Below are 26,016 nucleotides of genomic sequence, written 5' to 3' on the forward strand. Positions count from 1 at the left end.
CCTCCCCTCTCAACCCACCTTCGTCGGGTAGCCGAACCGCGGTGCCTGTGACAGAGTCAGCCGCACTGTCACGGTGAATGTGAGCGAGATTCACGTTGCGTTCACCGGAGGTCCACCGCCGTCCGGCAGCGTGCTGGGCAGCCGACACCGGGGAGCGAAGATGGCCCAGCTGACCAGGCGGACTTTCACCGCGGCAGGTGCCGCGGGCGTGGGGTTGCTGCTGTGCACCCCGACCGCCAACGCGCTCGACCGGGCGCTCAAGCGCACGGCCTCGCGCACCGTCAGCACCGCCGGCACGACCCTCGAACAGGTCGCCACCGCCATCACCCCCGGCACGGCCACGTACTCGCGCCTCACCGGCGGCCCCGGCTGGCCGCTCGTGGTCCGCGCCGACCTCGCCGCCCCGAAGGACGGCCGCGACGACCGCCGGACGGCGCTGGGCGCGTTCGTGCAGTTCACCGACCTGCACATCACCGACACCGAGTCGCCGGCGCGGTTCGAGTACCTGCACCCGTACGTCAGCTCGGCGCACCGGCCGCAGGAAGCCCTCGGCACGACCGCGACGAGCGCGCTGGTGCAGCGGGTGAACAGCGTCGCGAAGGGACCGTTCACCGGCCGGCCGTTCGACTTCCTCGTGACCACCGGGGACAACACCGACAACCACGAGCTGCTGGAGCTCGACTGGTTCCTCACCAGCCTCAACGGCGGCGCCATCACGCCGAACTCCGGTGACCCGAGCCGATACGAAGGTGTGCAGGCCTCGGGCAACGACGCGTTCTGGAACCCGTCGACGCCGCTCGCCGACGACTACTCGAACAAGGGCTTCCCGCAGCTGCCGGGTCTGCTCGAAGCAGGCATCGCGCCCTTCACCGCGCCCGGGCTCGACGTGCCGTGGTTCTGCACGTTCGGCAACCACGACGACAGCGTGGTCGGCACGCTGCCGGAAGGCATCCCGGGCATCGAGAACTGGTACACGAGCCGGTACAAGGTGATCGGCAAGGACGAGAGCACCGCGAAGAAACTCGGCGCGGCCATCAACAGCGGCAAGAGCGTGCCGCTGTTCGAGCTGTTCGGCGGCACCGGCACGATCCGCGAGGTCACACCCGACGCGCGCCGGCGGCCGTTCACCACGGCGGAGTTCGTGACCGCGCACCTGGAAGCCGGCAACACCGGCCCGGGCCCGGTCGGCCACGGCTTCTCGGAGAACAACGCCGACGGTCGCAACGTCTACTACACGTTCCGCATCGCCCCGGGTGTCACCGGCATCAGCCTCGACACCACGACGCTGGGCGGTTTCGCCGACGGCTCGATCGGGCTCGGCCAGTTCAACTGGGTGGAGTCGACGCTCAAGCGCAACTGTTCGACGTACTACGACTTCTTCGGCCGCAAGGTGAAGCAGTCGGTGACCGACGAGCTGCTCGTGCTGTTCAGCCACCACACGAGCGACACCATGGGCAACCTCCTGCCCGACTCGCGTCACCTGGTGGAGCCGCGCCTGAACGGCGACGCGTTCGTGGGGCTGCTCAACCGCTTCCCGAACGTGGTGGCGTGGGTCAACGGCCACACGCACCTCAACAAGATCACCCCGCACGTCGGCAAGACGCCCGCGCAGAGCTTCTGGGAGATCAACACCGCATCCCACGTCGACTTCCCGCAGCACGCGCGCATCCTCGAACTGGCCGACAACGGCGACGGCACCCTGTCGATCTTCACCACTCTGATCGAAGCTGACGCGCCTTACGCCGTGGACTACTCCGCGCGCACGCCTGCTGCCCTGGCTTCGCTCTACCGCGAGCTCTCGTACAACGACATCCACGTGGACCTGGGCCGCGTCGGTTCCGATGGCGACCACAACACGGAGCTGCTGCTCACCAACCCGCTCGGTTGATTACCTCGCGGGTAATCGACGCTGCGCGCCTGGCTGCGGTTAGGTGTGCGGCATGACCGAGCTGTTCCAGACCATGCCGTTCGCCGAGCGGTTGGGCCTCGAAGCACTGTCGCAGACCCCCGAGCTCGTCCGCGCCCGCCTCGCCTGGGACGCCTCGCTGTGCACCCTCGGCGGGACCCTGCACGGCGGCGTTCTGATGTCCCTGGCCGACTCGACGGGTGCGGTGTGCGCGTTCCTGAATCTGCCTCCTGGCGCCTCGGGCACCACGACCTTGGAGTCGAAGACCAACTTCCTGCGTGCCGTCCGTTCGGGCTATGCGATCGCGTCGTCCCGGCCGCTGCACGCGGGCCGCCGCGTGGTCGTCGTGGAAACCGAAATCCACGACGACGAGGGGAAGCTGGTCGCGAAGGTGACCCAGACGCAGGCGGTGCTCTAGGTGTTCCAGGGGAGCCGGACGGCTTCGAGCTCGGCGTCGTTGAGCAACGCTTCGATCAGCTCCGGCGAGCCGGCGACCTTGGTGCCCCAGCGGTCGTAGTCGGTGCAAAAGCACCACGAGTGGTCCGCGACCCAGAGGTTGGACGGGCTGAAGTTCGTCTCGGGGTCGTCGTAGAGGACCGCGGCGTCGGCGAGGCGTCCGGTGAGGACCCGGACGGTTTCGTAGTCCTCGAACCCGCGAGTCGCCGGGCCGAAGAAGGCAACGCACGGGGTGTCGGGACCGCTGTGTTCGACGAGGAGGCCGATCAGCCGGGTCCAGGTCTCGCGGTCCAGTGCGCCCTCGGTGGGCGGGATGATGCCGAGGGGCCAGCTGCCATCCTTTTGGGCCGACGGGAAGCACCGGAAGCAGGGCAGCACCCCTTCCGGCACGATCGGATCGCCGACGCGTTCGGCGAGGTCGGCCCAACGCAGCCGCCGCCAGCCCGGGCCGGGGTGCTCCTCGCGGCCCAGTCCACCGCCCGTGGTCACCGAGACGGCATCGAGGTCGTAGTCGCCGATCAGGTGCGGTTCGACGACACCTTCGGCGATCTGCGCCTGGTGGTGTTCGTGGTAGGTGATGTCCGCCGGGCCTCGCTCGTGCTCGTAGATCGAGTTGAGCACCCAGGCCGCGTCCGGCATCGCCGGCGGCATGAATCCGGTCAGGCCGTCGTCGCCGGACAGCTCGCGCAGCCAGTCGACGGCAGCGGCCGGCGCGGGTGTCCACCGCTCGATAAACGAAGTCAGCACGCCCTCATTGTCCCGGCGACCACCACCGATTTCACAGCCTTGCCCTGGTCGGCTCTTTACGAACCCGCCCCGACAGGCGAAAATCTCTCGCTATCACTGGGGTCTCGGGGACGGAGCACGGCATGCGGGTGCGGAGCTTGATCACGCTATTGTCGATCGCCATGGTGACGGCAGGAGCGACGCAGGTCGCCGACGCGGCGCCGGCGCACCCGGCGAACGACGAGGCGATCAACTACCACGAGTGGTCCGGCGGGGGTTTCCACGCGGGTCACCTCGACGGGCTGGCGCTGGGCCGCGACGGGCTGCACATCTCGCGGCCCGAGGGCACCGTCGAGCACACCGAGCCGGGGCTGGGCACGACGAAGACCTACGAGTACGGCTCGTGGACGTCGCCGCTGTTCCGGCAGGGGTTCGACGCGACGCAGCTCATCGCGTCGTGGAACGCGCTGACGCCGGCGAAGACGTGGCTGGAGGTCGAGGCGAAGGGCCGCACGTCGGCGGGCGTGGAGACGACCTGGTACGTGATGGGCCGCTGGGCCAGCGGTGACACCGACATCCAGCGCACCAGCGTCGACGGCCAGAGTGACGACAACGCGTCGGTGGACGTCGACACGCTGGCCACCAAGACCGGCGTCACGCTGCGGTCCTACCAGCTGCGCGTGAGCCTCTACCGCGAGGCGGGCACGCGGGTGACGCCGACGGTGTCCACGCTCGGCGCCATGACCTCGAACGTCCCGGACCGCTTCGACGTGGCGACGACCAAGCCGGGCCGCGCGCGGGGCATCGAGCTGAAGGTGCCGGCGTACGCGCAGAACATCCACAAAGGACAGTTCCCGCAGTACGGCGGCGGCGGTGAGGCCTGGTGCAGCCCGACGTCCACCGAGATGGTCGCCGAGTACTGGGGCAAGAAGCCGACCGCGCAGCAGATGAGCTGGATCCCGTCGGACTACGTCGACCCGTCCGTCGTCTACGCCGCGCGCAACACCTACGACTACGCCTACGACGGCACCGGCAACTGGCCGTTCAACACCGCGTACGCCGCCTCCCTCGGTCTGCGCGGCCACATCACGCGCCTGCACGACCTCAACGAGCTCGAGGACTACATCGCCCGCGGCATCCCGGTCATCACCTCGCAGTCCTTCCTCTCCGACGAGCTCGACGGCGCCGGCTACGGCACGGCCGGTCACATCATGGTGGTCGTCGGCTTCACCCAGGCCGGCGACGTGATCGTCAACGACCCGGCCTCCAGCACCGACGCCCGCGTCCGCAACGTGTACAAGCGCGACCAGTTCGAGAAGATCTGGCAGCGCACGAAGCGCTACACGGCGGACGGCAGTGTGGCCGGTGGACCGGGTGGCGTGGTGTACATCGTGACGCCGGCCTGAGCCTGACACCGACGAGGGGATCCGGGCGGATCGAGAGGCGCAAGCTGCTCAGCTGAAGATCTGCTCCGGCTCCACCACCGTGCACTTCAGGCCGTGTTCACCCGCGGGCTCGCCGAGGAGGAGGGCGGCTTCGGCCTGGGGGACGTCGGTGACGCGGACCGGCTGGCCGTCGACGAGGAGCGGGTAGCGGACAGCGGAGGCGCCGACGTAGGCGTGGACGCCCTCGACCCGTGCGCCATCGGAGGTCTCGACGGCGTAGCCGTCCAGGTGGGCGAGGTGGTAGCGGGTGCCGCGGCCTTCGCAGACGTCGAGGACCTCGCGCTGCTCCGGCGTGACGAACCACAGGAAGTGGTGCTCGACGCCGGGCCGTGCGGTGAGGGTGGCGGGGCGCTGGTCGTCGACCTTGCGCAGGCCCGAGGCCCACACCGCGGCCAGGCCGGTGCAGCGCACGCGGGCGGCCACGACGGGACCGGTCAGGCCGAGCTCGGCACGCAACCAGGTGATCTTCGACGGGCACGCGTTGGACCCGTACGCCAGCACGGGCAGCCGGTCGCGCCAGCCGGGTGGGGCGGTGTCCAGGGAGTGGCCTGCGCCGTCGAGGTGGACGAACGACGTACCCGGCCGTGCCCCGGGGTAGGGGACGGCCGGGTAGTCGGCGTCGGTGAAGAGCCGCACTCAGAATTCGACGACGCTGCGCAGGACGTCGCCGTGGTGCATGCGCTCGAACGCCTGCTCTACGTCGCCGACGCCGATACGCTCGGTGACGAACTTGTCCAGCGGCAGCCGGCCCTGCAGGTAGAGGTCGACGAGCATGGGGAAGTCGCGCGAGGGCAGGCAGTCGCCGTACCAGGACGACTTCAGCGAACCGCCGCGGCCGAAGAAGTCGATGAGGGGCAGGTCGTTCAGGCGCATATCCGGCGTCGGCACGCCGACCAGCACGACGGTGCCGGCGAGGTCGCGGCCGTAGAACGCCTGCTTCCACGTCTCGGGCCGGCCGACGGCGTCGATGACCACGTCGGGGCCGAACGAGTGCGTGGCGTCCTGCATGGCCGCCACCACCTCATCCTGGCTGAGGCCCTTGCTGTTCACGGTGTGCGTGGCGCCGAAGCCCTTGGCCCATTCGAGCTTCCGGTCGTCGGTGTCGATGGCGATGATCGTGGTCGCGCCCGCGAGGTTGGCGCCGGCGATGGCCGCGTCACCCACGCCGCCGCAGCCGATCACGGCCACGGAATCACCGCGCGTCACGGCGCCGGTGTTGATCGCCGCGCCGAGTCCCGCCATCACGCCGCAGCCGAGCAGGCCCGCCACCGCGGGTTCCGCCCGCTCGTCCACCTTCGTGCACTGTCCACTGTGGACAAGCGTCTTCTCGAGGAACGCCCCGATGCCCAGCGCGGGCGACAGCTTCGTGCCGTCGGTGAGCGTCATCGGCTGCTCGGCGTTGAACGTGGAGAAGCAGTACCACGGCTTGCCCCGCTTGCACGCCCGGCACGTGCCGCAGACGGCGCGCCAGTTGAGGATCACGTAGTCGCCCGGCGCGATGTCCGTGACCCCGGCGCCGACCTTGTCGACCCGGCCCGCGGCCTCGTGGCCGAGCAGGAACGGGAAGTCGTCGTTGATCCCGCCCTCGCGGTAGTGCAGGTCGGTGTGGCAGACCCCGCAGGCCTGCACCGACACGACCGCCTCGCCCGGACCCGGGTCCGGCACCACCACGGTCTCGAGCGCCACCGGCTCGCCCTTCGCGCGGGACACGATCCCCTGGACCTCGTACGGCATGCGCTCACCCTTTCCGGCACCGAAAGCTTGCCGGGGCAGCTAATCACGGAACATGCACACGTGGCCATACCACGATGCGTGGGTGTCGCATCTCGGCAACGAGGTGCTCGGGATTGTTTTCACCCTCGGGAAACCGGGGTTGCGCTCCAGCCGACGCACGGGTCGGGAATCGCCCGGATGGCCAGAAACCCCGTCCGCTCGCGGGCGAGCGGCGTAGCGCACGGGGTCCGTCTCGGCCCCGGCGTCCGTGGGCCGAGGTTCCACGAGCGCTCGATCAGGAACCCCGCGTCCCCCAGCTCGGCGCCCGTGTCCTGCAGCGGGGAGGGCCAGAAGCGTTGAGGATTTGCGCATTCATGTCCTCGGCGACCCCCAGCCAGGACCAGGCTTTCGATGCCGGCTCGGCTCCAGCTTTCGCAGCTTGTGGGCGCTGGGCCGGGCCGGGACAAAACCCCGCCCTGGCGGATTCCAGGGGTGGTCGCAACACGGGTCCGGCGTTGGTGAGGCGCTCGGCCGGGGTGCCCCAGTCGAGCGTTCTGCGTGGGCGGGCGTTGAGTTCGACCTGCGCCGCAGCCCCCGGCTGATCGCGGGACGGGCCGCGGCCCGGCTCCCCGGCGATGTGCCGGATCGTGGCCTTCTGCCGCCGCCGGCCAGCGATTCACAAGATCAAGATAGGTGGCCCGGTCCCGGACCAACCTGCCGTATTCCTGCCGTAACCGGTCCTTGCGAACCTCGAAGTCCATCGCAATCCCGGAGATCCGGTGCTGCAACGCCCCCTGGCACCCAAAGCCTCCCCGGGGGCGTGCCCATGCCCCGTCTATCCGCCACCCCCGACAGAAACTGGTGCTGCGAACCCAGTGAGGGCAATTGTCCACAACCCGGACGAGTGGTCACAAACGGCCACGCGCAGTCACTCGACCAGAGAGAAAGCCACGCGCAGCCCCTCGACCAACCGAGGCAGGCTTCCTGGTCGAGCAGTTGGCGGCGCATCGGCCCCGGCGGCCATCGACGCCGCGGGCGGCCGGTGCAGGAGCACGCCGAGGTCGCGCACGCGGAACGACCCCGCCGGAGCCCGTGCGCGGCTCAGTGAAACCACGCGGGGGCTCAGGTCGAGGCCGGTCATGCGGGCGCGCCCAGGTTCAGCCGAGCAGTTTTCCCGGGTTCAGGATCCCCGTCGGGTCGACCGCGGACTTCGCGGCGCGCAGCACGGACAGCCCGAGCGAGCCGATCTCCGGCTCCAGGTACGGCGCGTGGTCGAGGCCCACCGCGTGGTGGTGGGTGATCGTGCCGAGGCCGACGATCGCCTCCGAGGCGGCGTGTTTGGCGCGCTGCCACTGCCCGGCGGGGTCGGTGTCGTCGCGGGAGGTGAGCACCGTGAAGTACAGCGAAGCGCCCGTCTCGTAGACGTGCGAAACGTGGCACATCACGATCGCGCGGCCGAGCGAAGCCACCAGAGCCGCCCGCACGGCGTCGTGCAGGTCGTCCAGCCGGGACCAGTACGCGGCGGTCTCCAGGGTCTCGACGCACACGCCCAGGTCCATCAACGCGTCCCGCTGGCGCGGACCCGAGAACCGGCCGTGCCGCCACGACTCGCCGAGTGCGGCGCCGATCCGCAGGGCGCCCGCGCGACGCAGGAACCGCGAAGTGCGGCGCCGGCGGGCCCGCACGTCGCTCTCCCAGCCGACGATCAGCAGGCAGGGGTGCTTCACGCCCCGCGCCGCCAGGTACGCCCGCAGCGCGGAGGTCTTCAGGCCCGCGTTCAAGGCGAACGACACCGCCGTCTCGTCCACATCGGACAGTCGCGTGACGTCGGCCGTGGCGCGGTTCTGCGCGAGCGCGCGCATGGCCTCGGCGCCGGCGGCCCAGCCGTCGATCACCCAGCCCTCGTAGCGGCGCTCGGCAGGCACCGGCCGCACCCGCAGCGCGACCTCCGTGATCACACCCAGCGCACCCTCGCTCCCCACCGCGAGCTGGCACAGGTCCGGCCCCGCCGCCGAAGCGGGCGCGACACCCAGCCGCCACTCGCCCTGCGGCGTCGCCACGCGGACGCCGGCCACCATGTCCTCGAAGCGGCCGTAACCCGCCGAGGCCTGCCCCGCCGAGCGCGTGGCCGCGAACCCGCCGATGGTCGCCCGCTCGAACGACTGCGGCACGTGGCCGAGCGTGAACCCGTGCTCACCGAGCAGCCGCTCGGCCTCGGGCCCGCGCACGCCGGCCTGCAGCACGGCGAGGTGCGACTGCTCGTCCACCGACACCAGCGCGTCGAGCCGCACCAGGTCGAGCGCGATCACGGCCGCCTTGCCGCCGCGCAGCGCCGCGACGCCGCCGACCACCGACGTGCCCCCGCCGAACGGGACGACCCCCACGTCGTGCCGCACGCAGACCTCGAGCACGGCCTGCACCTGCTCCGGCGACGCGGGCAGCACCACCGCGTCGGGCGCCGGCACCGAATCGCCGAGCCTGCGGTGCAGCAGGTCCAGATAGGACAGACCACCGGCGCGCGCGAGCCGCTCGTCGGCGTCGACCAGCACGTTCTCCGCGCCGACCACGTCCGAAAGGTCCTCGCGAGCCCGGTCAGGAAGGGCAGAACCGGTCAGGTTCGGGACGGAATCCGGTTTTCGCCCTCGATCAGCACCCACCGGGCCGATACGCTGGCCGAGCCACCGGACCGCCCGATCGGGCAGCGAGGCGGCGCCAGCACCCTCGCCGGTCCACGACTGCCGGATGCGGTGGTTTATGAGATCACTCACGACTACAGTGTGACATATGGACGTCAAACGTCACTCCCCGCCGGGAGAGACTCCCTCGGCCCTCGCGGGGGCCCGCAGCCGCCAGACCTCAGCGCGCGTTGCCGACGACGTGCTGCTCGACGCCGCGCGCGAGTGCGTGCTCGCGGTCGGTGTCCGGCGCACCACGCTCGCCGAGATCGCGCGCACCGCGCGCGTGAGCCGCATGACCGTGTACCGCCGGTTCCCCGACGTGCGCAGTGTGCTCGCCGCGCTGATGACGCGCGAGTTCAGCGGCCTGCTCAAGCACGCCAGCCACGCGGGCGACGACGCGGCCAACACCCGCGAACGCCTCGTGCTCATCGCGGCGGCCGGCGTCAGCGCACTGGCGGCCGACCCGCTGTTCCGCACGCTGCTCGACGTCGACCCGGAGCTCGTGCTGCCCTACATCGTGGAGCGGCTCGGGGCCACGCAGATCTTCGCCGAACAGGTGCTGCGCCAGCTGCTCGAGGCCGGGCACCGCGACGGTTCCGTGCGCCGGGCCGAGGTCACCGCGCAGGCGCGCTCGATCCTGCTGGTCGTGCAGTCGTTCGCCTTCTCTCTGCGGCCCGCCACCGCGGACCTCGACGAGCAGGTGCTGCTCGACGAGTTCCGGTACCTCGTCGACGCAGCGTTGAAACCATGAGCACCGCCGACGTACTCCTTCCCGCGGAGGCGGCATGAGCACCGGTTCACTGAACGCACGCCGGCGCGAACGTGAGCTGGACCGGCTCACGAACGGTGAGCGGGTGGACGTCATAGTGGTCGGCGGCGGCGTCACCGGCGCAGGCATCGCGCTCGACGCGGCGGCCCGCGGGCTGTCGGTCGCGCTGGTCGAGGCCCACGACCTGGCGTTCGGCACGTCGCGCTGGTCGAGCAAGCTCGTGCACGGCGGCCTGCGCTACCTCGCGAAGGGCGAGTTCGGGCTCGCGCACGAGAGCGCCGTCGAGCGCGGGATCCTCATGACGCGCACAGCGCCGCACCTCACGCGCGCCATGCCGCAGCTGTTCCCCTTGTACCCCAGTACTTCCCGGGCGCAGCAGGCCGTGATCGCCACCGGCCTGCACGCGGGTGACGCACTGCGCCGGGCCGCGCGCACGCCGTCGTCGGTGCTGCCGCGGCCCCGGCAGATCCCGGTGGCCGAGGCGGTGGCGCTGGCTCCCGGTCTCGCGCCCGCCGGTCTACGCGGCGCGCTGCTCGCCTACGACGGGGCCCTGGTCGACGACGCGCGCCTGGTCGTGAACCTCGCCCGTACGGCCGCGATGCTGGGCGCCCGGATCCTCACGCACCTGGAGGCCGTGTCGCTTTCGGGCACCGGCGTGCGCGTGCGCGAAGGCTCGGCGGAGTACGACCTCCACGCCCGCCAGGTCGTCAACGCCACGGGCGTGTGGGCGGGCACGCTCACCGACGCCGTGCGGCTGCGCCCCTCGCGCGGTTCGCACCTGGTCCTCGCGCCGGGCGCCGCCGCGGTGGGCGGGACGTCGGTGAACGTCGCCGTGCCGGGCGAGAGCAACCGGTTCGTCTTCCTGCTGCCGCAGGTCGACGGCCGCGTCTACTTGGGACTCACCGACGAGCCCATCGAGGGTGAGATCCCGCCGGTGCCCGAGGTGCCGGAGTCCGATGTGGACTTCCTGCTGTCCGTGGCGTCGTCGGTACTCGCCCGGCCCCTGACCCGCGCCGACGTGATCGGGTCCTACGCCGGCCTTCGTCCCCTGGTGGCCGGCTCCGCGGGCAGCAGCGCGGACCTCTCCCGCAAGCACGCCGTGGTCACCGGCACCGACGGCGTGCTCACCGTGGTCGGCGGCAAGCTCACCACCTACCGCCGGATGGCCGAGGACGCCGTCGACGCGGCGCTGGTGCACTCGGGCCTGCACGCCGGCCCATCGCGCACCGCGCGCCTGCCGTTGCTGGGCGCCGCCCCGCGCGCCCGGCTGTCCCTTGTGGACGCCCCGGCCCGCCTGGTCGCCAAGTACGGCACGGAAGCTCCCCGCGTCGCCGCCCTCGGCGAGGTCGACCGGACGTTCGCCGCGCCGCTGTTCGACGGCACGCAGATCACCGCGGCCGAGGTCGTGTGGGCCGTCCGCCACGAGGGCGCCCTGGACGTCGAAGACGTGCTCGAACGCCGCACCCGCCTGTCGCTCGTGCCCGCCGAGGCCGACGCCGCCCGCGCCCGCGTGGCGGAGCTGGTCGAGAAGGCCCTGGCCGGGCTGTCCTGAACACCGGGAGAGGACCCGCGCCGTTCGCTACAGTTGGCGGCGCGGGGCTCACCACTGTCCACACAGGTGTTCGGAGAGGGGGCGGTTTTGCCAGGAGGAGCACTCGAGATCGACGCGATCTCCAAGCGCTACGGCCGCAAGCTCGCCCTCGACGGCGTGACGTTCGACGTGCGGCCGGGCGAGCTGTTCGGCTTCGTCGGCAGCAACGGCGCCGGCAAGACCACCACCATGCGCATCGCGCTCGGCGTGCTCGCGGCCGATTCCGGCGAGGTCCGCTTCGCCGGCGAGCCGGTGACCCACGAAACCCGCACGCGCATCGGGTACATGCCCGAGGAGCGCGGTTTGTACCCGAAGATGAAGGTGCTCGACCAGCTCGTATTCCTCGCGGAGCTCCACGGCCTGAGCACCAACGACGCCCACCGCGCCACCGAGCTGTGGCTCGCGCGGCTCGGGCTGGGCGAACGCCGCAAGGACGAGGTACAGAAGCTGAGCCTCGGCAACCAGCAGCGCGTGCAGCTCGCGGCCGCGCTCGTGCACGACCCCGAGGTGCTGGTGCTCGACGAGCCCTTCTCCGGCCTCGACCCGATCGCCGTCGACGTGATGAGCGTGGTGCTGCGGGAGAAGGCGGCGACCGGTGTGCCCGTCGTGTTCTCCAGCCACCAGCTCGACCTGGTCGAGCGCCTGTGCGACCGCGTCGGCATCATCCGCGACGGGCGCATGGTCGCCGTCGGCACGGTGGAGGACCTCACGCGCGGCGCGGGCAGCCGGCTCGTGGTCACGGCGCCCGCCGCGCGGCCCGGCTGGGCGTCGACCGTGCCCGGCGCTCGCGTGGTCGAGTCTTCCGGCGCGACCACGGTGCTGGAGCTGGCCTCGAGCGCCGACGACCAGGCTGTGCTCGCCGCCGCGCTGGCCACCGGGCCCGTCACGGAGTTCAGCCGGCAGCGGCGATCGCTGGGAGAGCTGTTCCGCGACGCCGTCGCCCAGGGAGAGCCGGCGTGAGCCGCATCAGCGCCGCGCGGGCCGTCCGGCTCGTCGCGAAACGCGAGGTGAACACGCGGCTGCGCACCCGAGCGTTCGTGGTCAGCACGGTGGTGCTGGTGCTGCTGCTTGTCGGATATGTGGCACTGCAGGCGTTTCTCATCGGTTCCGCCACCACGACCAAGGTCGCGCTGACCGGTCAGGCGCAAGGTATCGCGCAGCAGCTGCAGCTCGCCGGGAAGGCGGGCGGGGAGACGATCGAGGTCGTCACCGTCGCGTCCGAACAGGACGGGCTCGCCAGGGTCCGCAGCGGCGACGTCGACGCGCTCGTGTCCGGCAGCGCCTCGCGGCTGCGCGTCACCGTCAAGTCCACTGTGGACCCGACCGTGCAGCACTCGCTCGACGGGATCGTGCAGCAGCAAGTGCTCGACGCGCAGCTCTCCGCCGCAGACCTCGACCCGGTCGCCGTGCACCAGGCTGTGTCCGCCGCCCACGTCGACGTGCTGCCGCTGGAGAAGCGCGATCCGCGGGCCGGGCAGAAGCTCGTGGTCGGCGTGGTCGTGGCGGTGTTGCTCTACCTGAGCATCATCACGTACGGGATGCTCGTGGCGCAGGGCGTCGTGGAGGAGAAGTCGAGCCGGGTCGTGGAAATCCTGCTGTCGGCCGTGCGGCCGTGGCACCTGTTGCTGGGCAAGGTGATCGGGCTCGGGCTGGTCGGGCTGGCGCAGCTCGGGATCCTCGCCGTGGTCGGGCTCGCCGCGGCGCTGGGCACCGGCGTGCTGGGGTCGATCTCGGGCATCGCCGTGGGCGCGGTGGTGTGGGGCGTCGTCTGGTACCTGCTCGGGTTCCTGCTCTACGCCATGATCTACGGCGCGGCGGGCTCGCTCGTCTCGCGCCAGGAGGACACGCAGTCGGTGGTGGCGCCGGTGAACATCGCGCTGGTCATCGGGTTCGTCGCGGGCATCAACCTCCTCACGCAGTCGCCCGACGGAGCGGCGACGAAGATCCTCTCGCTCATCCCGCTGCTGTCGCCGGTGCTGATGCCGGCGCGGATCGCGACGGGTTCGGCCGAGCTGTGGGAGATCGTGCTGTCGCTGGTGCTGACGGCGGCGCTCATCGCGCTCGTGACGTGGGTGGGGGCGCGGATCTACCGCAACGGTGTGCTGCGCGTGGGCAGCCGGGTGAAGCTGTTCGAGGCCCTGCGCGGCTGACCCCGCTTGGCCGGCCCCGCGCGGCTGACCCTTAGGTAACCGAGCCCGGGTTTCTCCCCGATGGCAGGTCGTTCGCCAGTCGAAAGACTCGCTGCCATGAAGAGAAACCCGCTGATCCGCATCGCCGCGGCCGCGAGCGCCGCCCTCCTGCTCACCGCCGCCGTGACCCCGGCCGCGCTCGCCGAGCCCCCGTCCTTCTCACACTCCGCGGTGCCCCCGAAGAACACGCTGCCGCCGATGAACCCGGCCTCGCTGGCGGGCGCCATCGCCGGCCTGCCCAACGCCCAGGCCACCGGCGCGCTCGTCCAGGTCCGCGGCTCGGCCGGCGCGTGGAGCGGCGTGTCCGGGACAGCCGACCTGAGCACCGGGGCACCCGTCCCGGCGAACGCGCACTTCCGCATCGGCAGCATCACCAAGACGTTCACCGCCGTCGTCGTGCTGCAGCTCGCGGCCGAGCACCGTCTCGACCTCGACGCGCCCGTGCAGCGCTACCTGCCGGGCCTGCTGCCGGCCGGCTACCCGCGGATCACCGTCGCGCAACTGCTCAACCACACCAGCGGCCTGCCGGGCGTCGATCTGCCCGAGGATCCACAGTGGATCGTCGACCACCGCTACACGGTTTTCACCCCGCAGCAGGTGCTGGCCACGGCGTTCCGGCACGACCTGGTCTTCGCACCCGGCACGAGCCAGCAGTACACGAACACCAACTACCTCGTCGCCGGGCTGCTCGTCGAGAAGCTCACGCACCACTCCTACGGCGACGAGGTGCGCGACCGCATCCTGCGCCCGCTCGGCCTGCGCGACACCTCCGTGCCCGGCAACGACCCGAACCTGCCCGCGCCCTACGCCCACGGCTACCAGGTCGTGAACGGGCAGCTCGTGGACCTCACGCGCATGAACCAGTCGATCCCCTGGGCCGCGGGCGAGATGATCTCCACGGCGGGCGACCTCGACAAGTTCCTGATCGCCCTGTTCCAGGGCCGGCTGGTGCCGAACCCGCTGCTGCAGCGCATGTTCACCGTGCCGGACGTGACCACCTTCGGCACGGACGACCCCGCGATCTACAGCCAGGGCCTGATGACCTCGACCGTCAACGGCGTCACCGTCTGGGGCAAGACCGGCAGCCGCTACGGCTACACCAACGGCATCTGGGCCACCCGCGACCTTCAGCGCCGCGCGGTCTACTCGATCAACACCACGGACAAGGACTTCGACGGCCAGCCCGAGATCGTGCAGAAGCTCGCGCTCGCCATCGGCGGCCTCTGAGGCCACGGACGGCCCGGTCTCCGGGTCCGGGCCGTCCACTCAGGACCCGGTGATCGCCCCGTACCGCGCCAACGCCACCTGCCGCTCGTGCGCGTGGTCGACCAGCGGCGCCGGATAGTCCTCCGGACGATCCTTCAGTTTGTGCACCGCTTTCCCCGACACCCCACGCAGTTCCGGCACATAACGCCGCACGTAGTCGCCGTCCGGGTCGAACTTCTCCCCCTGCGTGGTGGGGTTGAAGACGCGGAAGTACGGAGCCGCGTCAGTACCCGAGCCGGCAACCCACTGCCAGTTCAGCTGGTTGGACGCGAGATCGCCGTCGACGAGGTGCCGCATGAAGTGCCGCGCACCCCACCACCAAGGCAGGTGCAGGTCCTTCACGAGGAAGCTCGCGACGACCATCCGGACCCGGTTGTGCATCCAGCCCTCGGCGAGCAGCTGGCGCATGCCGGCGTCGACGATCGGGTAGCCGGTGCGGCCGGCGCACCACGCGTCGAACGCGTCCGAGTCGGAGTCGTGGTCCATGCGGTCGAAGCGGGAGTCGTAGTTCTCGCGGGCGGTTTCCGGGCGGTGCCACAGAACGTCCGCGTGGAACTCGCGCCAGCACAGCTCCGAGCGCAACGCCTGGGCGCCGTCGCTGGAGTCACCCGACAGATCGGCGAGCATCGTGCGCGGGTGGATGGCGCCCCAGCGCAGGTAGGGCGACATCCGCGTCGTGCCCGGACGGTCGGGGCGGTCGCGGTCGGTGGCGTAGGAACGCACGCCCGAGTCGAGGAAGTCGTGCCAAGCCGACAGCGCCGCCGCCTCGCCCGGCGAAGGCAACGCCATCTCGCCGAGGTCCGGGAGCGCGGGGAGCTTCCGCGACGCGGCGGGTTCGACCCAGTCCACAAGGGACGCACCCGTGTCCGCCGGCCGCCGCCACCCGTGTCGCGTCCACGCGCGGTGGAACGGCGTGAACACGCGGTACGGGTCACCGTCCGGTTTGGTCACCCGCCCGGGCGCCACGGCGTAGGGCGAGCCCGTGGCGACCCACGAAATGTCGTGCTCCGCCAACGCCTCCGCCACTGCATCGTCGCGGCGACGGCCGTACGGCCCGTGATCGGCGCTCACGTGCACCGCCGAAGCACCCACCGACCGCGCCACCCGCACGACTTCCCGCACCGGATCGCCGTGCACCACCATCAGCCGGCCGTCCAGCGCGGCGCCCAGCGATTCCAGACACCCCACCAGAAAAGCCCGTCGCGGCGCGCCCGACGGCTTCAGCAGCTTCTCGTCGAGCACGTACAACGCCAGCACCGGCTCGCCGGCCTCCGCGGCCGCCAGCAGCGCCGCGTGGTCGCCGAGCCGCAGGTCTCGCCGGAACCACAGCACGCTCGTCATACCCGCCAACGCTAAACGCCCCGCCGTGCGGCTGCACGGCGGGGCGTTCGGAGCGGTTCGGAAGCGGGACTCAGCGCTCCGAGATCGACTTGTAGTCGCGCGACGCGTGACCGGTGTAGATCTGGCGCGGGCGCCCGATCTTGGTCTGCGGGTCGTTGATCATCTCGCGCCAGTGCGCGATCCAGCCGGGGAGCCGGCCGAGCGCGAACAGCACGGTGAAGAACTTCGTCGGGAACCCGAGCGCCCGGTAGATGAGACCGGTGTAGAAGTCCACGTTCGGGTACAGCTTGCGCTCGACGAAGTAGTCGTCGGAAAGCGCCGTCTCCTCAAGCTTCTTGGCGATGTCGAGCAGCTGGTCGCCACCCGCGATCTTGCCGAGGATCTCGTCGGCGGTGTTCTTGATGATCTTCGCGCGCGGGTCGTAGTTCTTGTAGACCCGGTGCCCGAAGCCCATGAGCTTGACACCCTTTTCCTTGTTCTTCACGCGGTTCACGAACGAGGCGACGTCGCCGCCCTCGTCGCGAATGCCCTCGAGCATGTCGAGAACGGCCGCGTTGGCACCGCCGTGGAGCGGGCCGAACAGGGCGTTGATGCCCGCCGAGATGCTGGCGAACAGGTTCGCCTCCGACGAGCCGACCAGGCGCACCGTCGAGGTCGAGCAGTTCTGCTCGTGGTCGGCGTGCAGGATGAACAGCAGGTCGAGCGCCTTGGCGACGGCCGGGTCCACCTCGTACGGCTCCGCGGGGAAGCCGAAGGTCATCCGCAGGAAGTTCTCCACCAGGCCCAGCGAGTTGTCCGGGTACAGCAGCGGCTGGCCCACGGACTTCTTGTACGCGTAGGCAGCCAGGGTCGGCACCTTCGCGAGCAGGCGGATGGTGGACAGCTCCACGTTGGGCTCGTCGAACGGGTTCAGCGAGTCCTGGTAGAAGGTCGACAGCGCCGAGACCGCGCTCGAGAGCACGGGCATCGGGTGCGCGTCGCGCGGGAAGCCCGAGAAGAAGGCCTTGAGGTCCTCGTGCAGCAGGGTGTGCCGCTGGATCTTCTCGGTGAAGTCGGCGAGCTGGGCCTCGGTGGGCAGCTCACCGTAGATGAGCAGGTAGGACACCTCGATGAAGCTGGACTTCTCGGCGAGCTGCTCGATCGGGTACCCGCGGTAGCGCAGGATGCCCGCATCACCGTCGATGTAGGTGATGGCCGACGACGCGGCACCGGTGTTCACGAACCCGGGGTCGTAAGTGATGTACCCCGTCTGCGCGAGCAGCTTCCCCAGCTCGATCCCGGGTGCACCCTCCACCGGGTGGACGACCTTGAATTCGTGCTCGCCACTCGGCAGGCGCAGCGTCGCGGTTTCGCCGCCGGACTGCCCCGCATTCGTCGCGTCGGACATGCAGGTCCCTCTCACGTTGGCACGGGCCGGCGGCGCCTGTACGTTCCACAGGTAGCCACGTGTTCACGCGAGGAAACACGCGCCTCGCTGCACACCGCCCCGCTGGGGTATGAATTCCCCCCTACGCTAGTCGAAATAAGGGTGTGCGCGCAGCCGCTGCGTTGCCCCCAATAGCCCCTTTGGGACCAGGTTCACACGGTGGAAGCCATTTCCCGCGCCGTCGGCGGCTCCGCGCCACTGCGGGAGACGGTGATCGAGGCCGCTTTCGCGGCGTAGCCGAGAGCCTCGCGCCACGCGTCGGCGTCGAGTGCGGCCAGGTCACGGACCTCGCGGGCGTGCAGCCACGCCAGCAGCGCACCCTGCACGGTGTCGCCCGCCCCGATCGTGTCGACCACCGGTACCCGCCGCGAAGGCACGTGGGCCAGCTCACCTGCGGCGGTGATCACGGACAGGCCTTCGGCGCCGCGTGTCAGCACGACCGCGTCCACACCGGACTCGACCCACGTCTTCGCGGCTGCCACCGGATCGGCTCCTTCGGTGAGCCACGCCGCGTCGTCGTCGGAGATCTTCAGCAACCGGACATCGGGAAGCCACGACGCGAACCGTGCACGGTAGGCGGCCGGGTCGGCGATGAGCGCCTCGCGGATGTTCGGGTCGAGCGCGGTGAGCGTGCCGCGCGCGGCCTCGCGGCGCAGCATCGCTTCGTACGCGCCGGCGCCGGGCTCCAGCACCAGGCCGAGCGTGCCGAGCGAAAGCGCGGTGGCCTCGTCGGGCAGCGTGCCCGGGTCGGTCACGAGCCGGTCGGCCGTGCCCTCGACGTAGAAGGTGTAACGCGCGGCACCCGATTGGTCGAGTGCCACCACGGCGAGCGTGGTCGGCTCGTCGCCGCGCTGCAGCAGCGAGGTGTCCACGCCGGAGTCGACGAGCCGGTCGACGAGCGCGACGCCGAACCGGTCGGTGGACACGCGGGACAGGAACGACGCCGGCACACCGAGCCGTGCGGCGGCCAGCGCGACGTTGTAGGGCCCGCCGCCCAGCCGTGGCAGCAGAGCACGCAGCCCACCGTCCACATTGGAGTCCAACGGTTCACCCGGTACGAGGTCGACCAGCGCCTCTCCACCCACCACGATCACGAGCGCGAGTGTAGAGGACCTGCCCGTGACAAATCCTGTCCTCAGTCCTTGTTCAACCCACCGAGCAGGAGCTCGCCGAGCGCGGTGAACGCCTCCGCGTCCGACACGTCGGTGCGGCGCCCGAGCACGCCGGTCTGGATGCCCTCGACGATCAGGCCCGTCATCTCGGCGACGAGGCGGGCGTGCACGTCGCGGAACACGCCGTCGGCCACGCCCTTGTCGATGAACGCGCGGATGCGGCGGGCGGCGGCCCGGCTGTTGAGCTGGTAGGTGTCGCGGGCCGGCTCGAACTGCGCGATGTCGGTCATGAACGCGGGCGACGCGCGGTTCAGGTGCTCCGAGACGCCGGCGAGGTACTCCCCGATCAGCTTGCGCGCGTCGTCGATGCCCTCGATGCGGGTCTCGATGCGCTTCGCGGCGCCCCGGAAGAAGTGGGCGACGACCTTCACCGCGAGCTGCTCCTTGCTGGGGGCGAGCGCGTAGAGGGTCGACTTGGAGCAGCGCAGGCGGGCGGCCAGGTCGTCGAGCGTGAAGCCGGCGAAACCCTCCGCGAGGAACAGCGTCTCCAGCTCGGCGAGCAACGCCTGCTGCCGCGCCGTCGGACGACGGCGACCTTCGGGTTCGGACTGTACTGCCATCGGGGGGCCACCAGCTTTCCTGATCGCGTCACTATCCCTCATGAAGTCAGGACAGCTCCCACCTCCGTACGGTACTCTGAAACGTCCCACAGTACTGTTTTCAGTACTCCTGCCACTGGAGGAGCCATGCCGGCGGACCGTTTGCTGCCCACGCCCGAGGCGGAGGACCTGCTCGCGCTGGTCAGGGAGATCGCGCGCGACGAGCTGAAGCCCCGTGCCGCGGCGGCCGAGGAGGCCGAGGAGTTCCCGCGCGACGCGTTCACGCTGCTGGGCAAGTCCGGGCTGCTGGGTCTGCCGTACGCCGAGCGCTGGGGCGGCGCCGACCTGCCGTACGAGGTGTACCTGCAGGCGCTGGAGGAGATCGCCGCCGCGTGGATGACGGTCGGCGTGGGCCTCTCGGTGCACACGATGTCCTGCTACGCGCTGGCCAACTACGGCACCGACGAGCAGCGCGGGCAGTGGCTGCCGGACATGCTCGGCGGCTCACTGCTGGGCGCGTACGCCCTGTCTGAGACCCAGGCCGGCTCCGACGCGGCCGCGTTGTCGACCCGCGCCCGCCGCGACGGCGACGACTACGTGGTCAACGGCACCAAGGCTTGGATCACCCACGCCGGCGTCGCCGACTTCTACACCACCATGGTCCGCACGAGCGACGACGGCGGCCACGGCATCTCGTGCCTGCTCGTCGACTCGTCGACTCCGGGCCTCTCGGCCGCGGCTCGCGAACGCAAGATGGGCCTCACCGGCTCCCCGACGGCCCAGATGATCTTCGACAACGCGCGCGTGCCGGTTTCGCGCCGGATCGGTGCCGAGGGTTCGGGCCTGAAGATCGCGCTGTCGTCCCTGAGCTCCGGCCGCCTCGGCATCGCCGCGTGCGCCGTGGGCCTGGCGCAGGCCGCGCTGGACGAGGCCGTGGCCTACGCCAAGGGCCGCACGCAATTCGGCAAGCCCATCATCGAGTTCCAGGGCCTGGAGTTCCTGCTCGCGGACATGGCCGCCACCGTCGAATCCGCTCGCGCGACCTACCTCGACGCCGCCCGCCGCCGCGACCGCGGCCTCGACTTCCAGCGCCAGTCGTCCATCGCGAAACTCGTCGCCACCGACGGCGCCATGAAGGTGACCACCGACGCCGTCCAGGTCCTCGGCGGGTCGGGGTACACGCGCGACTTCCCGGTGGAGCGCTACATGCGCGAGGCCAAGGTCCCGCAGATCTTCGAGGGGACGAACCAGATCCAGCGCATGGTGATCGCGAGGGCGTTGAAGGCTTCCTAGCCCCCGTTTCGTGGGTGCCGCCGGCCGAAGCGGGCAGCACCCACGCACAGGTCAGCGGGTTTCGCGGTACCGGCGGTCCGCCGCGACGCCTTCGCCGGTGGATTCGTCGTAGTGGTAGACCTCGCGGCCCCGGACGAAGACGCGCAGGGCGCGGTTCATGACGTCCAGCGGGTCGCCCGACCAGAGGACCACGTCCGCGTCCAGGCCGGGCGCCAGCGAGCCGATGCGGTCGTCGAGGCCGAGCATCTCGGCCGGGTGCACGGTGAGGGCGCGCAGCGCCGTCTCGGGGTCCAGGCCGTCCTTCACGGCGAGGGCCGCCTGGTAGACGAGGAAGTTGATCGGCACCACGGGGTGGTCGGTGGTGATGGCGATCTTCACGCCCGCGCGGGCCAGGATGCCGGCCGAGCGCAGGGAGCGGTTGCGCAGCTCGACCTTGGACTTCGTGGTGAACAGGGGGCCCAGGATGACGGGCACGCCGCGCTCGGCCAGCAGGTCGGCGATGAGGTGGCCCTCGGTGCCGTGGTTGATCACGAGCTTGTAGCCGAACTCGTCGGCCAGCCGGATGGCCGTGACCATGTCGTCGGCGCGGTGCACGTGCTGGTCCCAGTACAGCTCGCCGTCGAGGACCTTCGACAGCGTCTCGTGTGTCAGGTCGACCTCGTGCGGCTTGCCTTCCTCGAGGGCGTGCGCGCGCTTGGCCTGGTAGTTGCGGGCCTTCGTGAACGCCTCGCGCAGGATCGCGGCCACGCCGAGGCGGGTCGACGGCGTCTGCTTCTTGTCGCCGTACACGCGCTTCGGGTTCTCGCCCAGGGCGCTCTTCACGCTCACCTGCTCGGCGAACGTCATGTCAAGGATGCTGCGGCCCCACGTCTTCACGCCGATGGTCTGGCCGCCGATCGGGTTGCCCGACCCCGGCTTGATCACCACGCTCGTGACGCCGCCGGCCAGCGCGTCGTCGAAGCCCGGCTCGTACGGGTCGATGCCGTCGACCGCACGGAAGCGGGCGCCGTTCGGGTCGGTCATCTCGTTGGTGTCGTTGCCGGCCCAGCCTTCACCGTCCTCGTGGACGCCGAGGTGCGCGTGCGCGTCGATGAAGCCCGGCAGGACCCAGCTGCCGGACGCGTCGACGAGCTCGGCGTCTTCCGGCACGTCCACGTCGGCGGCGGCGCCGACCTGGACGATCCGGCCGTCTTCGATGAGCACGGTGCCGTCTTCGATGGGAGCCGCACCGACGGGGACGACGTAGCCCCCCACAATCGCCTTAGAAGCCATAGTTCGACACGCTAACGAATTGCCGCGGGTGCGTGTTCGCGGGGTTTCTCCAGGTGGATGAGCTGGTAGTCCGCCTCGGGGCTGCGGTGGGTCTCGCGGTAGCCGAGCTTCGCGTACAGCCGCAGCGGCCCCGCGGAGCGTTCGCCGGTGAACAGCCGGAACCGCGTGACCTCCGCGGGAGCCAGCTCCTCCGCCGCGAGCAGCAACGCGGTGCCGAGCCCCTCGCCCTGCCGGTCCGGCGCCACGGCCAGCCGGCCGACCTCGCCGACGTCGCCGTTCACGCGGACCCGCACCGTCGCGATCAGCCGCGAGCCGGCGCGCAGACCCCACACCGGCAACGCGGGGTCGGCGAGCGACGCGCGCACGCTTTCCAGCGGCTCCACCAGCGGCGGGAGCTCGAAGTTGGCGTGCGCGCGGGCCTCGCTGAGGTACGCGGCGCGCTGCAGCGTGAGCAGCTCACCGGCGTCGGCCTCGGTCAGCAGCTCGGGCGACACGGTCACCGGACGCGGATGCCCCAGCTGCCGGTCCACGACGTCGCGGGCTCCAGCTCGATCAGGTCGGTGCCGGCGTTGAGCGCGTCGGCCGGGCAGGTCATCGGTTCCAGCGCGACGGCGCGGCCGCGGCCGGTCAGGTCGTCGGGCGTGAACACCTGCACCCAGCGGAAGTCGGGACCGGTCCAGACCACCAGCTGCTGGTCCTCGTGGGAGAGCACGTGGTGGTGTGTGCCGTCGTCGGCGAGGGAAAGGGAGCCGAAGGCCGTGTCGAGGTCGACGCCCGCGAGCACCCGGCCGCCGCGGAAGTCGTACTCGGTGCCCGCGACATCCTGCTCGTCCGCGTACGGCATCTGCTGGTCGCCGACGTACGGGCGCACGCGCGAAGCCGGCAGCGTGAGCGTCAGCTCGTCCGTCGGCACGTCGCCGATGCGGAAGTACGGGTGCGTGCCCACGCCGACGCCGATGGGCTGCTCACCCTCGTTGCGGATCTCGTGCGTGATCGTGAGCTCGCGCGGCTGCAGGTCGTAGGTGATGGTGGCGCGCAACGGCACCGGCCAGCCCGGCTGCACCTCGACGTCGACCGCGAGCGTGATCGACGACTCGGCGTGCTCCAGCAGCTCCCACTCCTTGTGCCGGGTGAGGCCGTGGATCGCGTTGCCGCGCGCGGCTTCCGTGATCTCCAGCTGCTGCTTCTCGCCCTGGAACTCCCACTCCCCGCCCTTCGTGCGGTTCGGCCACGGGAGCAGCACCTGGCCGAGGCCCTTCGGCGGCTGCTCGTCGGCCGCGAACTCCTCGACGTAGGGCACGCCGCCGACCTCGAACGCGCGCAGCCCGGCACCGATCTCGGTGACGATGGCGCGCGCGCTGCCGCGGGTGATTTCGAACTGCTCTCCGGTGGGGTTGGCCATGCCGCAGACATTACCGGCGGACACCAGGTGGATGCGGCCGGTCAAACTAACTAGACCGGTCGTCATAGTTTGAGCTACGGTGAGCCGCATGGTCCGCCGCACCGACTCCCGCCGCCGCATGCTCGACTCCGCCGCCGAGCTGTTCCAGGCGCAGGGTTACCACGCCACCGGCCTCACGCAGCTCGTCGCCGCGGGCGGGGCCCCGAAGGGTTCGCTGTACTTCCACTTCCCCGGCGGCAAGGAACAGCTCGCAGCCGAGGCCGTGCGACTCTCGAGCGAACGGGTCGCCGACGTGCTGACCGCCGTGGTCGCCGCCGCGCCGGACCCGGCGTCGGCGATCGACGCGGTGGTCGACACCCTCGCCGTCTCGCTCACCGAATCCGGCTTCCGGCGCGGGTGTCCACTTGCGACAGTCGCGCTGGAGGCCGCCGCGGAGAGCGAACCGATCCGCGAGGCCTGCGAGGACGGTTACGCCGACTGGCACACGCGGCTGGCCGAGTACTTCACGCGCGAAGGCCTGCCCGCCGAACGCGCCGGCTCCCTGGCCACGGTGGTGCTCGCGTCGATCGAGGGCGCACTGCTGTTCGCCAAGACCCGCCGCGATGCCACGCCCCTGCGCGACATCGCCGCGCACTTGCACACCACTGTCGAGAGGGAGTTCGCCTGATGCGCGTGCACCACCTGAACTGCGGCACCATGACACCGATCGGCGGCCGGCTCGTCGACGGCCGCCCCGGGCTGTTCCGGCACGCCACGCTCGTGTGCCACTGCCTGCTGCTCGAGACCGACACCGGCCTCGTGCTGATCGAGACAGGCATGGGCACGCCCGCCGTCGCCGACCCGGAACGCTGGCTGGGCCGCCGGTTCCTCACCCTGTCCAAGCCTGTGTCGCGCGCCGAGGAAACGGCCGTGAGCCGGATCCGCGCCCTCGGCTTCGACCCGGCGGACGTGCGCGACATCGTGCTGACCCACCTCGACCTCGACCACGCGGGTGGCCTCGTGGACTTCCCGCAGGCGCGCGTGCACGTCTACGCGGCCGAGCTCGCGGCCTACCACGCCGGGAACAAGCGGTACCGCAGGATCCAGTTCGCCCACGGTCCACAGTGGACTCCTCACGAGGACGCCGGCGACGACTGGTTCGGCTTCTCCGCCGTCAAGGAAATCGTCCCCGACGTCGCGCTGATCCCCCTGGCCGGCCACACCCCCGGCCACGCCGGCATCGCCGTCCACACCGACACCGGCTGGCTCCTCAACGCCGGCGACGCCTACTTCTTCCACTCCGAAATCGACGAACCGGCCCACATTCCGCCGGCACTCGCGTTGTTCGAACGCATGGTCCAGACGCTGCCCGAGGCCCGGCGGGCGAACCAGCAGCGGCTGCGCGAGCTGCGGCGCACGAGCGACGTGACCATCTTCGCCGCCCACGACCTCACCGACTTCGAACGCCTCAGCCGACCCGCTCGCGCCTGAGGTCCCGCCGATCCAGGCCACGTTTGGCCAGCCAGTTGACGAACCAGAGGATCACGCCCACGCCCAGCAGGATCGCCCCCACGGTGTAGTCGCTCGCCGGCCGGCCCGACAGCGGGCTCACGAGGTAGAGGCAGAAGATCGCGGCCAGCACGGGGATCGCCGTGGGCGCGCGGAAGTGCTTGTGCTCGACCTTGTCCTTGCGCAGCACGAGCAGGGCGATGTTGACGATGGCGAAAACCACCAGCAACAGCAGCGCCGTGGTCCCGCCGAGCGCACTGATGTCCACGAACGACACCAGAAGGATCGCGATCGCGCTGGTGAAGATGATCGACACCCACGGCGTGCGCCGCGTCGGGTGCACGCGACCGAAGACCGACGGCAGCACGCGCTCGTTGGCCAGGCCGTAGAGCAGGCGGCTGGCCATGAGCATGTTGATCAGCGCCGAGTTGATGACCGCGAACAGGCCGATGGCCGAGAAGACTTCGCGCGGGAAGCCGGGGGCGCCGACGTCGAGCACGGTGAGCAGCGCGCTGCTCTTGGCCGCGGCCAGGTCGTCGGCCGGGACGAGCAGCGACGACGTGATGGAGACCAGCACGTAGATCGTCGCGGCGACCACCATGCCCCAGAGCATGGCCTTCGGGAAGATGCGCACCGGGTCGTGGCATTCCTCGGCCATGTTCACGGAGTCCTCGAAGCCGACCATGGCGAAGAAGGCCAGCGAGGTGGCCGACGTGATCGCCACCAGCCACGTCTTGTCGGCCGTGTTGATCTCGACCAGCCGGGACGGCTCGCCGGCACCGTTGATCACGGCCCACACGCCGACGCCGATGATGATCAGCAGACCGGACAGCTCGATGCAGGTGAGCACCGCGTTGGCCTTCACCGATTCGCCCACGCCGCGGAAGTTGATCAGCCCCAGCGCGATCACGAACACGATCCCGACCAGCACCATCGGCAGCTTCACGAACGCCGCCAGGTACGTCGCACCGAACGCGACCGCGGCCGATGACGCCGACGTGATCCCGGAGCACATCACCGCGAACGCGACCATGAACGTCAGGAACGGCACCCCGAACGCCTTGTTCGTGTACAGCGCAGCGCCCGCGGCTCGCGGGTACTTGCCGACCAGCTCCAGGTAGCTGAACGCGGTCATGAACGCGACCACGAACGCCAGCAGGAACGGCAGCCACAGCGCACCGCCGACCCGGCCGGCGACCTGGCCGGTCAGCGCGTAGATCCCCGTACCGATGATGTCGCCGACCACGAAGAACAACAGGAGCTTCGGCCCCATCACGCGTCGCAGACCCGGCCCACCCACCTGCGGACCGTCCGCCCTAACGTCCGTCATGGGCGAATAGTCTG

The 26,016-nt window shown here is 70.7% G+C and carries 23 protein-coding genes; 11 read left to right on the plus strand and 12 right to left on the minus strand.

The genetic code is table 11. The annotated features are described in order from the left end of the window. The first annotated feature begins 160 nt into the window (after positions 1–160). Positions 161–1,888, plus strand: coding sequence for a TIGR03767 family metallophosphoesterase (locus AB0K15_RS14480; RefSeq protein WP_364049470.1), 1,728 nt, complete (start codon positions 161–163; stop codon positions 1,886–1,888). Positions 1,889–1,940: 52 nt separating this feature from the next. Further along, positions 1,941–2,324 (plus strand): PaaI family thioesterase, encoded by a 384-nt coding sequence (locus AB0K15_RS14485; RefSeq protein WP_364049472.1) that lies wholly within the window; start codon positions 1,941–1,943, stop codon positions 2,322–2,324. On the opposite strand, the gene AB0K15_RS14490 is transcribed toward AB0K15_RS14485, so the two are convergent. Beyond that, entirely contained in the window at positions 2,321–3,109 is a 789-nt protein-coding gene (locus AB0K15_RS14490) for a hypothetical protein (RefSeq protein WP_364049474.1), read from the minus strand. The genes AB0K15_RS14485 and AB0K15_RS14490 overlap by 4 nt on opposite strands. Positions 3,110–3,231: 122 nt before the next feature. On the opposite strand from AB0K15_RS14490, the gene AB0K15_RS14495 reads away from it, so the two are divergent. Further along, the gene (locus tag AB0K15_RS14495) at positions 3,232–4,494 is read left to right on the plus strand and encodes a peptidase C39 family protein (RefSeq protein WP_364049476.1); all 1,263 of its coding nucleotides are present in this window, start codon (positions 3,232–3,234) and stop codon (positions 4,492–4,494) included. A 48-nt stretch (positions 4,495–4,542) separates the two neighbouring features. Here the strand turns inward: AB0K15_RS14495 and AB0K15_RS14500 are convergent, their stop codons facing one another. From AB0K15_RS14500 to AB0K15_RS14510, 3 genes are all read right to left on the minus strand, one after another. Next, entirely contained in the window at positions 4,543–5,169 is a 627-nt protein-coding gene (locus tag AB0K15_RS14500) for a gamma-glutamylcyclotransferase (RefSeq protein ID WP_364049478.1), read from the minus strand. Beyond that, on the minus strand, positions 5,170–6,267 hold the full coding sequence (locus AB0K15_RS14505) for an S-(hydroxymethyl)mycothiol dehydrogenase (protein WP_364049480.1): 1,098 nt from the start codon (positions 6,265–6,267) through the stop codon (positions 5,170–5,172). It lies immediately after the preceding gene. A gap of 1,136 nt (positions 6,268–7,403) precedes the next feature. Continuing rightward, entirely contained in the window at positions 7,404–8,813 is a 1,410-nt protein-coding gene (locus AB0K15_RS14510; RefSeq protein ID WP_364049482.1) for an FAD-binding oxidoreductase, read from the minus strand. Between the two features lie 217 nt (positions 8,814–9,030). On the opposite strand from AB0K15_RS14510, the gene AB0K15_RS14515 reads away from it, so the two are divergent. The 5 genes from AB0K15_RS14515 (at position 9,031) to AB0K15_RS14535 (ending at position 14,700) form a co-directional block, all read left to right on the plus strand. After that, positions 9,031–9,675, plus strand: a complete 645-nt coding sequence (locus AB0K15_RS14515; RefSeq protein WP_364049484.1) for a TetR/AcrR family transcriptional regulator — start codon at positions 9,031–9,033, stop codon at positions 9,673–9,675. A gap of 34 nt (positions 9,676–9,709) precedes the next feature. Continuing rightward, entirely contained in the window at positions 9,710–11,245 is a 1,536-nt protein-coding gene (locus tag AB0K15_RS14520; protein WP_364049486.1) for a glycerol-3-phosphate dehydrogenase/oxidase, read from the plus strand. An 87-nt stretch (positions 11,246–11,332) separates the two neighbouring features. Then, the gene (locus tag AB0K15_RS14525) at positions 11,333–12,244 is read left to right on the plus strand and encodes an ATP-binding cassette domain-containing protein (RefSeq protein ID WP_364049488.1); all 912 of its coding nucleotides are present in this window, start codon (positions 11,333–11,335) and stop codon (positions 12,242–12,244) included. After that, positions 12,241–13,434, plus strand: coding sequence for an ABC transporter permease (locus AB0K15_RS14530; RefSeq protein ID WP_364049490.1), 1,194 nt, complete (start codon positions 12,241–12,243; stop codon positions 13,432–13,434). The genes AB0K15_RS14525 and AB0K15_RS14530 overlap by 4 nt, the downstream gene beginning before the upstream one ends. Before the next feature lie 96 nt (positions 13,435–13,530). Next, complete coding sequence (locus AB0K15_RS14535; protein WP_364049492.1) at positions 13,531–14,700, plus strand: serine hydrolase domain-containing protein; 1,170 nt, start codon at positions 13,531–13,533, stop codon at positions 14,698–14,700. A gap of 39 nt (positions 14,701–14,739) precedes the next feature. Here the strand turns inward: AB0K15_RS14535 and AB0K15_RS14540 are convergent, their stop codons facing one another. The 4 genes from AB0K15_RS14540 to AB0K15_RS14555 all read right to left on the minus strand — a co-directional run bounded on the left by AB0K15_RS14540 (position 14,740) and on the right by AB0K15_RS14555 (position 19,238). Next, complete coding sequence (locus AB0K15_RS14540) at positions 14,740–16,080, minus strand: deoxyribodipyrimidine photo-lyase (RefSeq protein ID WP_364049494.1); 1,341 nt, start codon at positions 16,078–16,080, stop codon at positions 14,740–14,742. A gap of 70 nt (positions 16,081–16,150) precedes the next feature. Beyond that, complete coding sequence (locus AB0K15_RS14545) at positions 16,151–17,467, minus strand: citrate synthase (RefSeq protein ID WP_364049496.1); 1,317 nt, start codon at positions 17,465–17,467, stop codon at positions 16,151–16,153. A gap of 191 nt (positions 17,468–17,658) precedes the next feature. Next, positions 17,659–18,600, minus strand: a complete 942-nt coding sequence (locus AB0K15_RS14550) for a carbohydrate kinase (protein WP_364049498.1) — start codon at positions 18,598–18,600, stop codon at positions 17,659–17,661. A 41-nt stretch (positions 18,601–18,641) separates the two neighbouring features. Then, positions 18,642–19,238 (minus strand): TetR/AcrR family transcriptional regulator, encoded by a 597-nt coding sequence (locus AB0K15_RS14555; protein ID WP_364049500.1) that lies wholly within the window; start codon positions 19,236–19,238, stop codon positions 18,642–18,644. Between the two features lie 126 nt (positions 19,239–19,364). Between AB0K15_RS14555 and AB0K15_RS14560 the strand changes: the two genes are divergently transcribed. Further along, positions 19,365–20,510: an acyl-CoA dehydrogenase family protein gene (locus AB0K15_RS14560; RefSeq protein ID WP_364049502.1), complete on the plus strand. Its 1,146-nt coding sequence runs from the start codon at positions 19,365–19,367 to the stop codon at positions 20,508–20,510. 51 nt (positions 20,511–20,561) lie between these two features. Here the strand turns inward: AB0K15_RS14560 and AB0K15_RS14565 are convergent, their stop codons facing one another. The 3 genes from AB0K15_RS14565 to AB0K15_RS14575 are packed head-to-tail and all read right to left on the minus strand — an operon-like array spanning position 20,562 to position 23,184. Continuing rightward, positions 20,562–21,782, minus strand: coding sequence for an amidohydrolase (locus AB0K15_RS14565; RefSeq protein ID WP_364049504.1), 1,221 nt, complete (start codon positions 21,780–21,782; stop codon positions 20,562–20,564). A gap of 11 nt (positions 21,783–21,793) precedes the next feature. Further along, positions 21,794–22,312, minus strand: a complete 519-nt coding sequence (locus AB0K15_RS14570) for a GNAT family N-acetyltransferase (protein WP_364049506.1) — start codon at positions 22,310–22,312, stop codon at positions 21,794–21,796. Continuing rightward, positions 22,279–23,184: an aldose 1-epimerase family protein gene (locus tag AB0K15_RS14575; protein ID WP_364049508.1), complete on the minus strand. Its 906-nt coding sequence runs from the start codon at positions 23,182–23,184 to the stop codon at positions 22,279–22,281. Before AB0K15_RS14575 ends, AB0K15_RS14570 begins: the two co-directional genes overlap by 34 nt. An 88-nt stretch (positions 23,185–23,272) precedes the next feature. Here AB0K15_RS14575 and AB0K15_RS14580 point away from each other — a divergent pair, with 88 nt between their 5' ends. Together AB0K15_RS14580 and AB0K15_RS14585 are read left to right on the plus strand one after the other, a co-directional pair. Beyond that, the gene (locus AB0K15_RS14580) at positions 23,273–23,851 is read left to right on the plus strand and encodes a TetR/AcrR family transcriptional regulator (RefSeq protein WP_364049510.1); all 579 of its coding nucleotides are present in this window, start codon (positions 23,273–23,275) and stop codon (positions 23,849–23,851) included. Then, positions 23,851–24,654, plus strand: a complete 804-nt coding sequence (locus AB0K15_RS14585) for an MBL fold metallo-hydrolase (protein ID WP_364049512.1) — start codon at positions 23,851–23,853, stop codon at positions 24,652–24,654. The genes AB0K15_RS14580 and AB0K15_RS14585 overlap by 1 nt, the downstream gene beginning before the upstream one ends. Here AB0K15_RS14585 and AB0K15_RS14590 read toward each other — a convergent pair. After that, complete coding sequence (locus AB0K15_RS14590) at positions 24,632–26,002, minus strand: APC family permease (protein WP_364049514.1); 1,371 nt, start codon at positions 26,000–26,002, stop codon at positions 24,632–24,634. The genes AB0K15_RS14585 and AB0K15_RS14590 overlap by 23 nt on opposite strands. Positions 26,003–26,016 lie beyond the last annotated feature (14 nt).

This window comes from Amycolatopsis sp. NPDC049253 (assembly GCF_040678995.1).
Lineage (GTDB): Bacteria > Actinomycetota > Actinomycetes > Mycobacteriales > Pseudonocardiaceae > Amycolatopsis.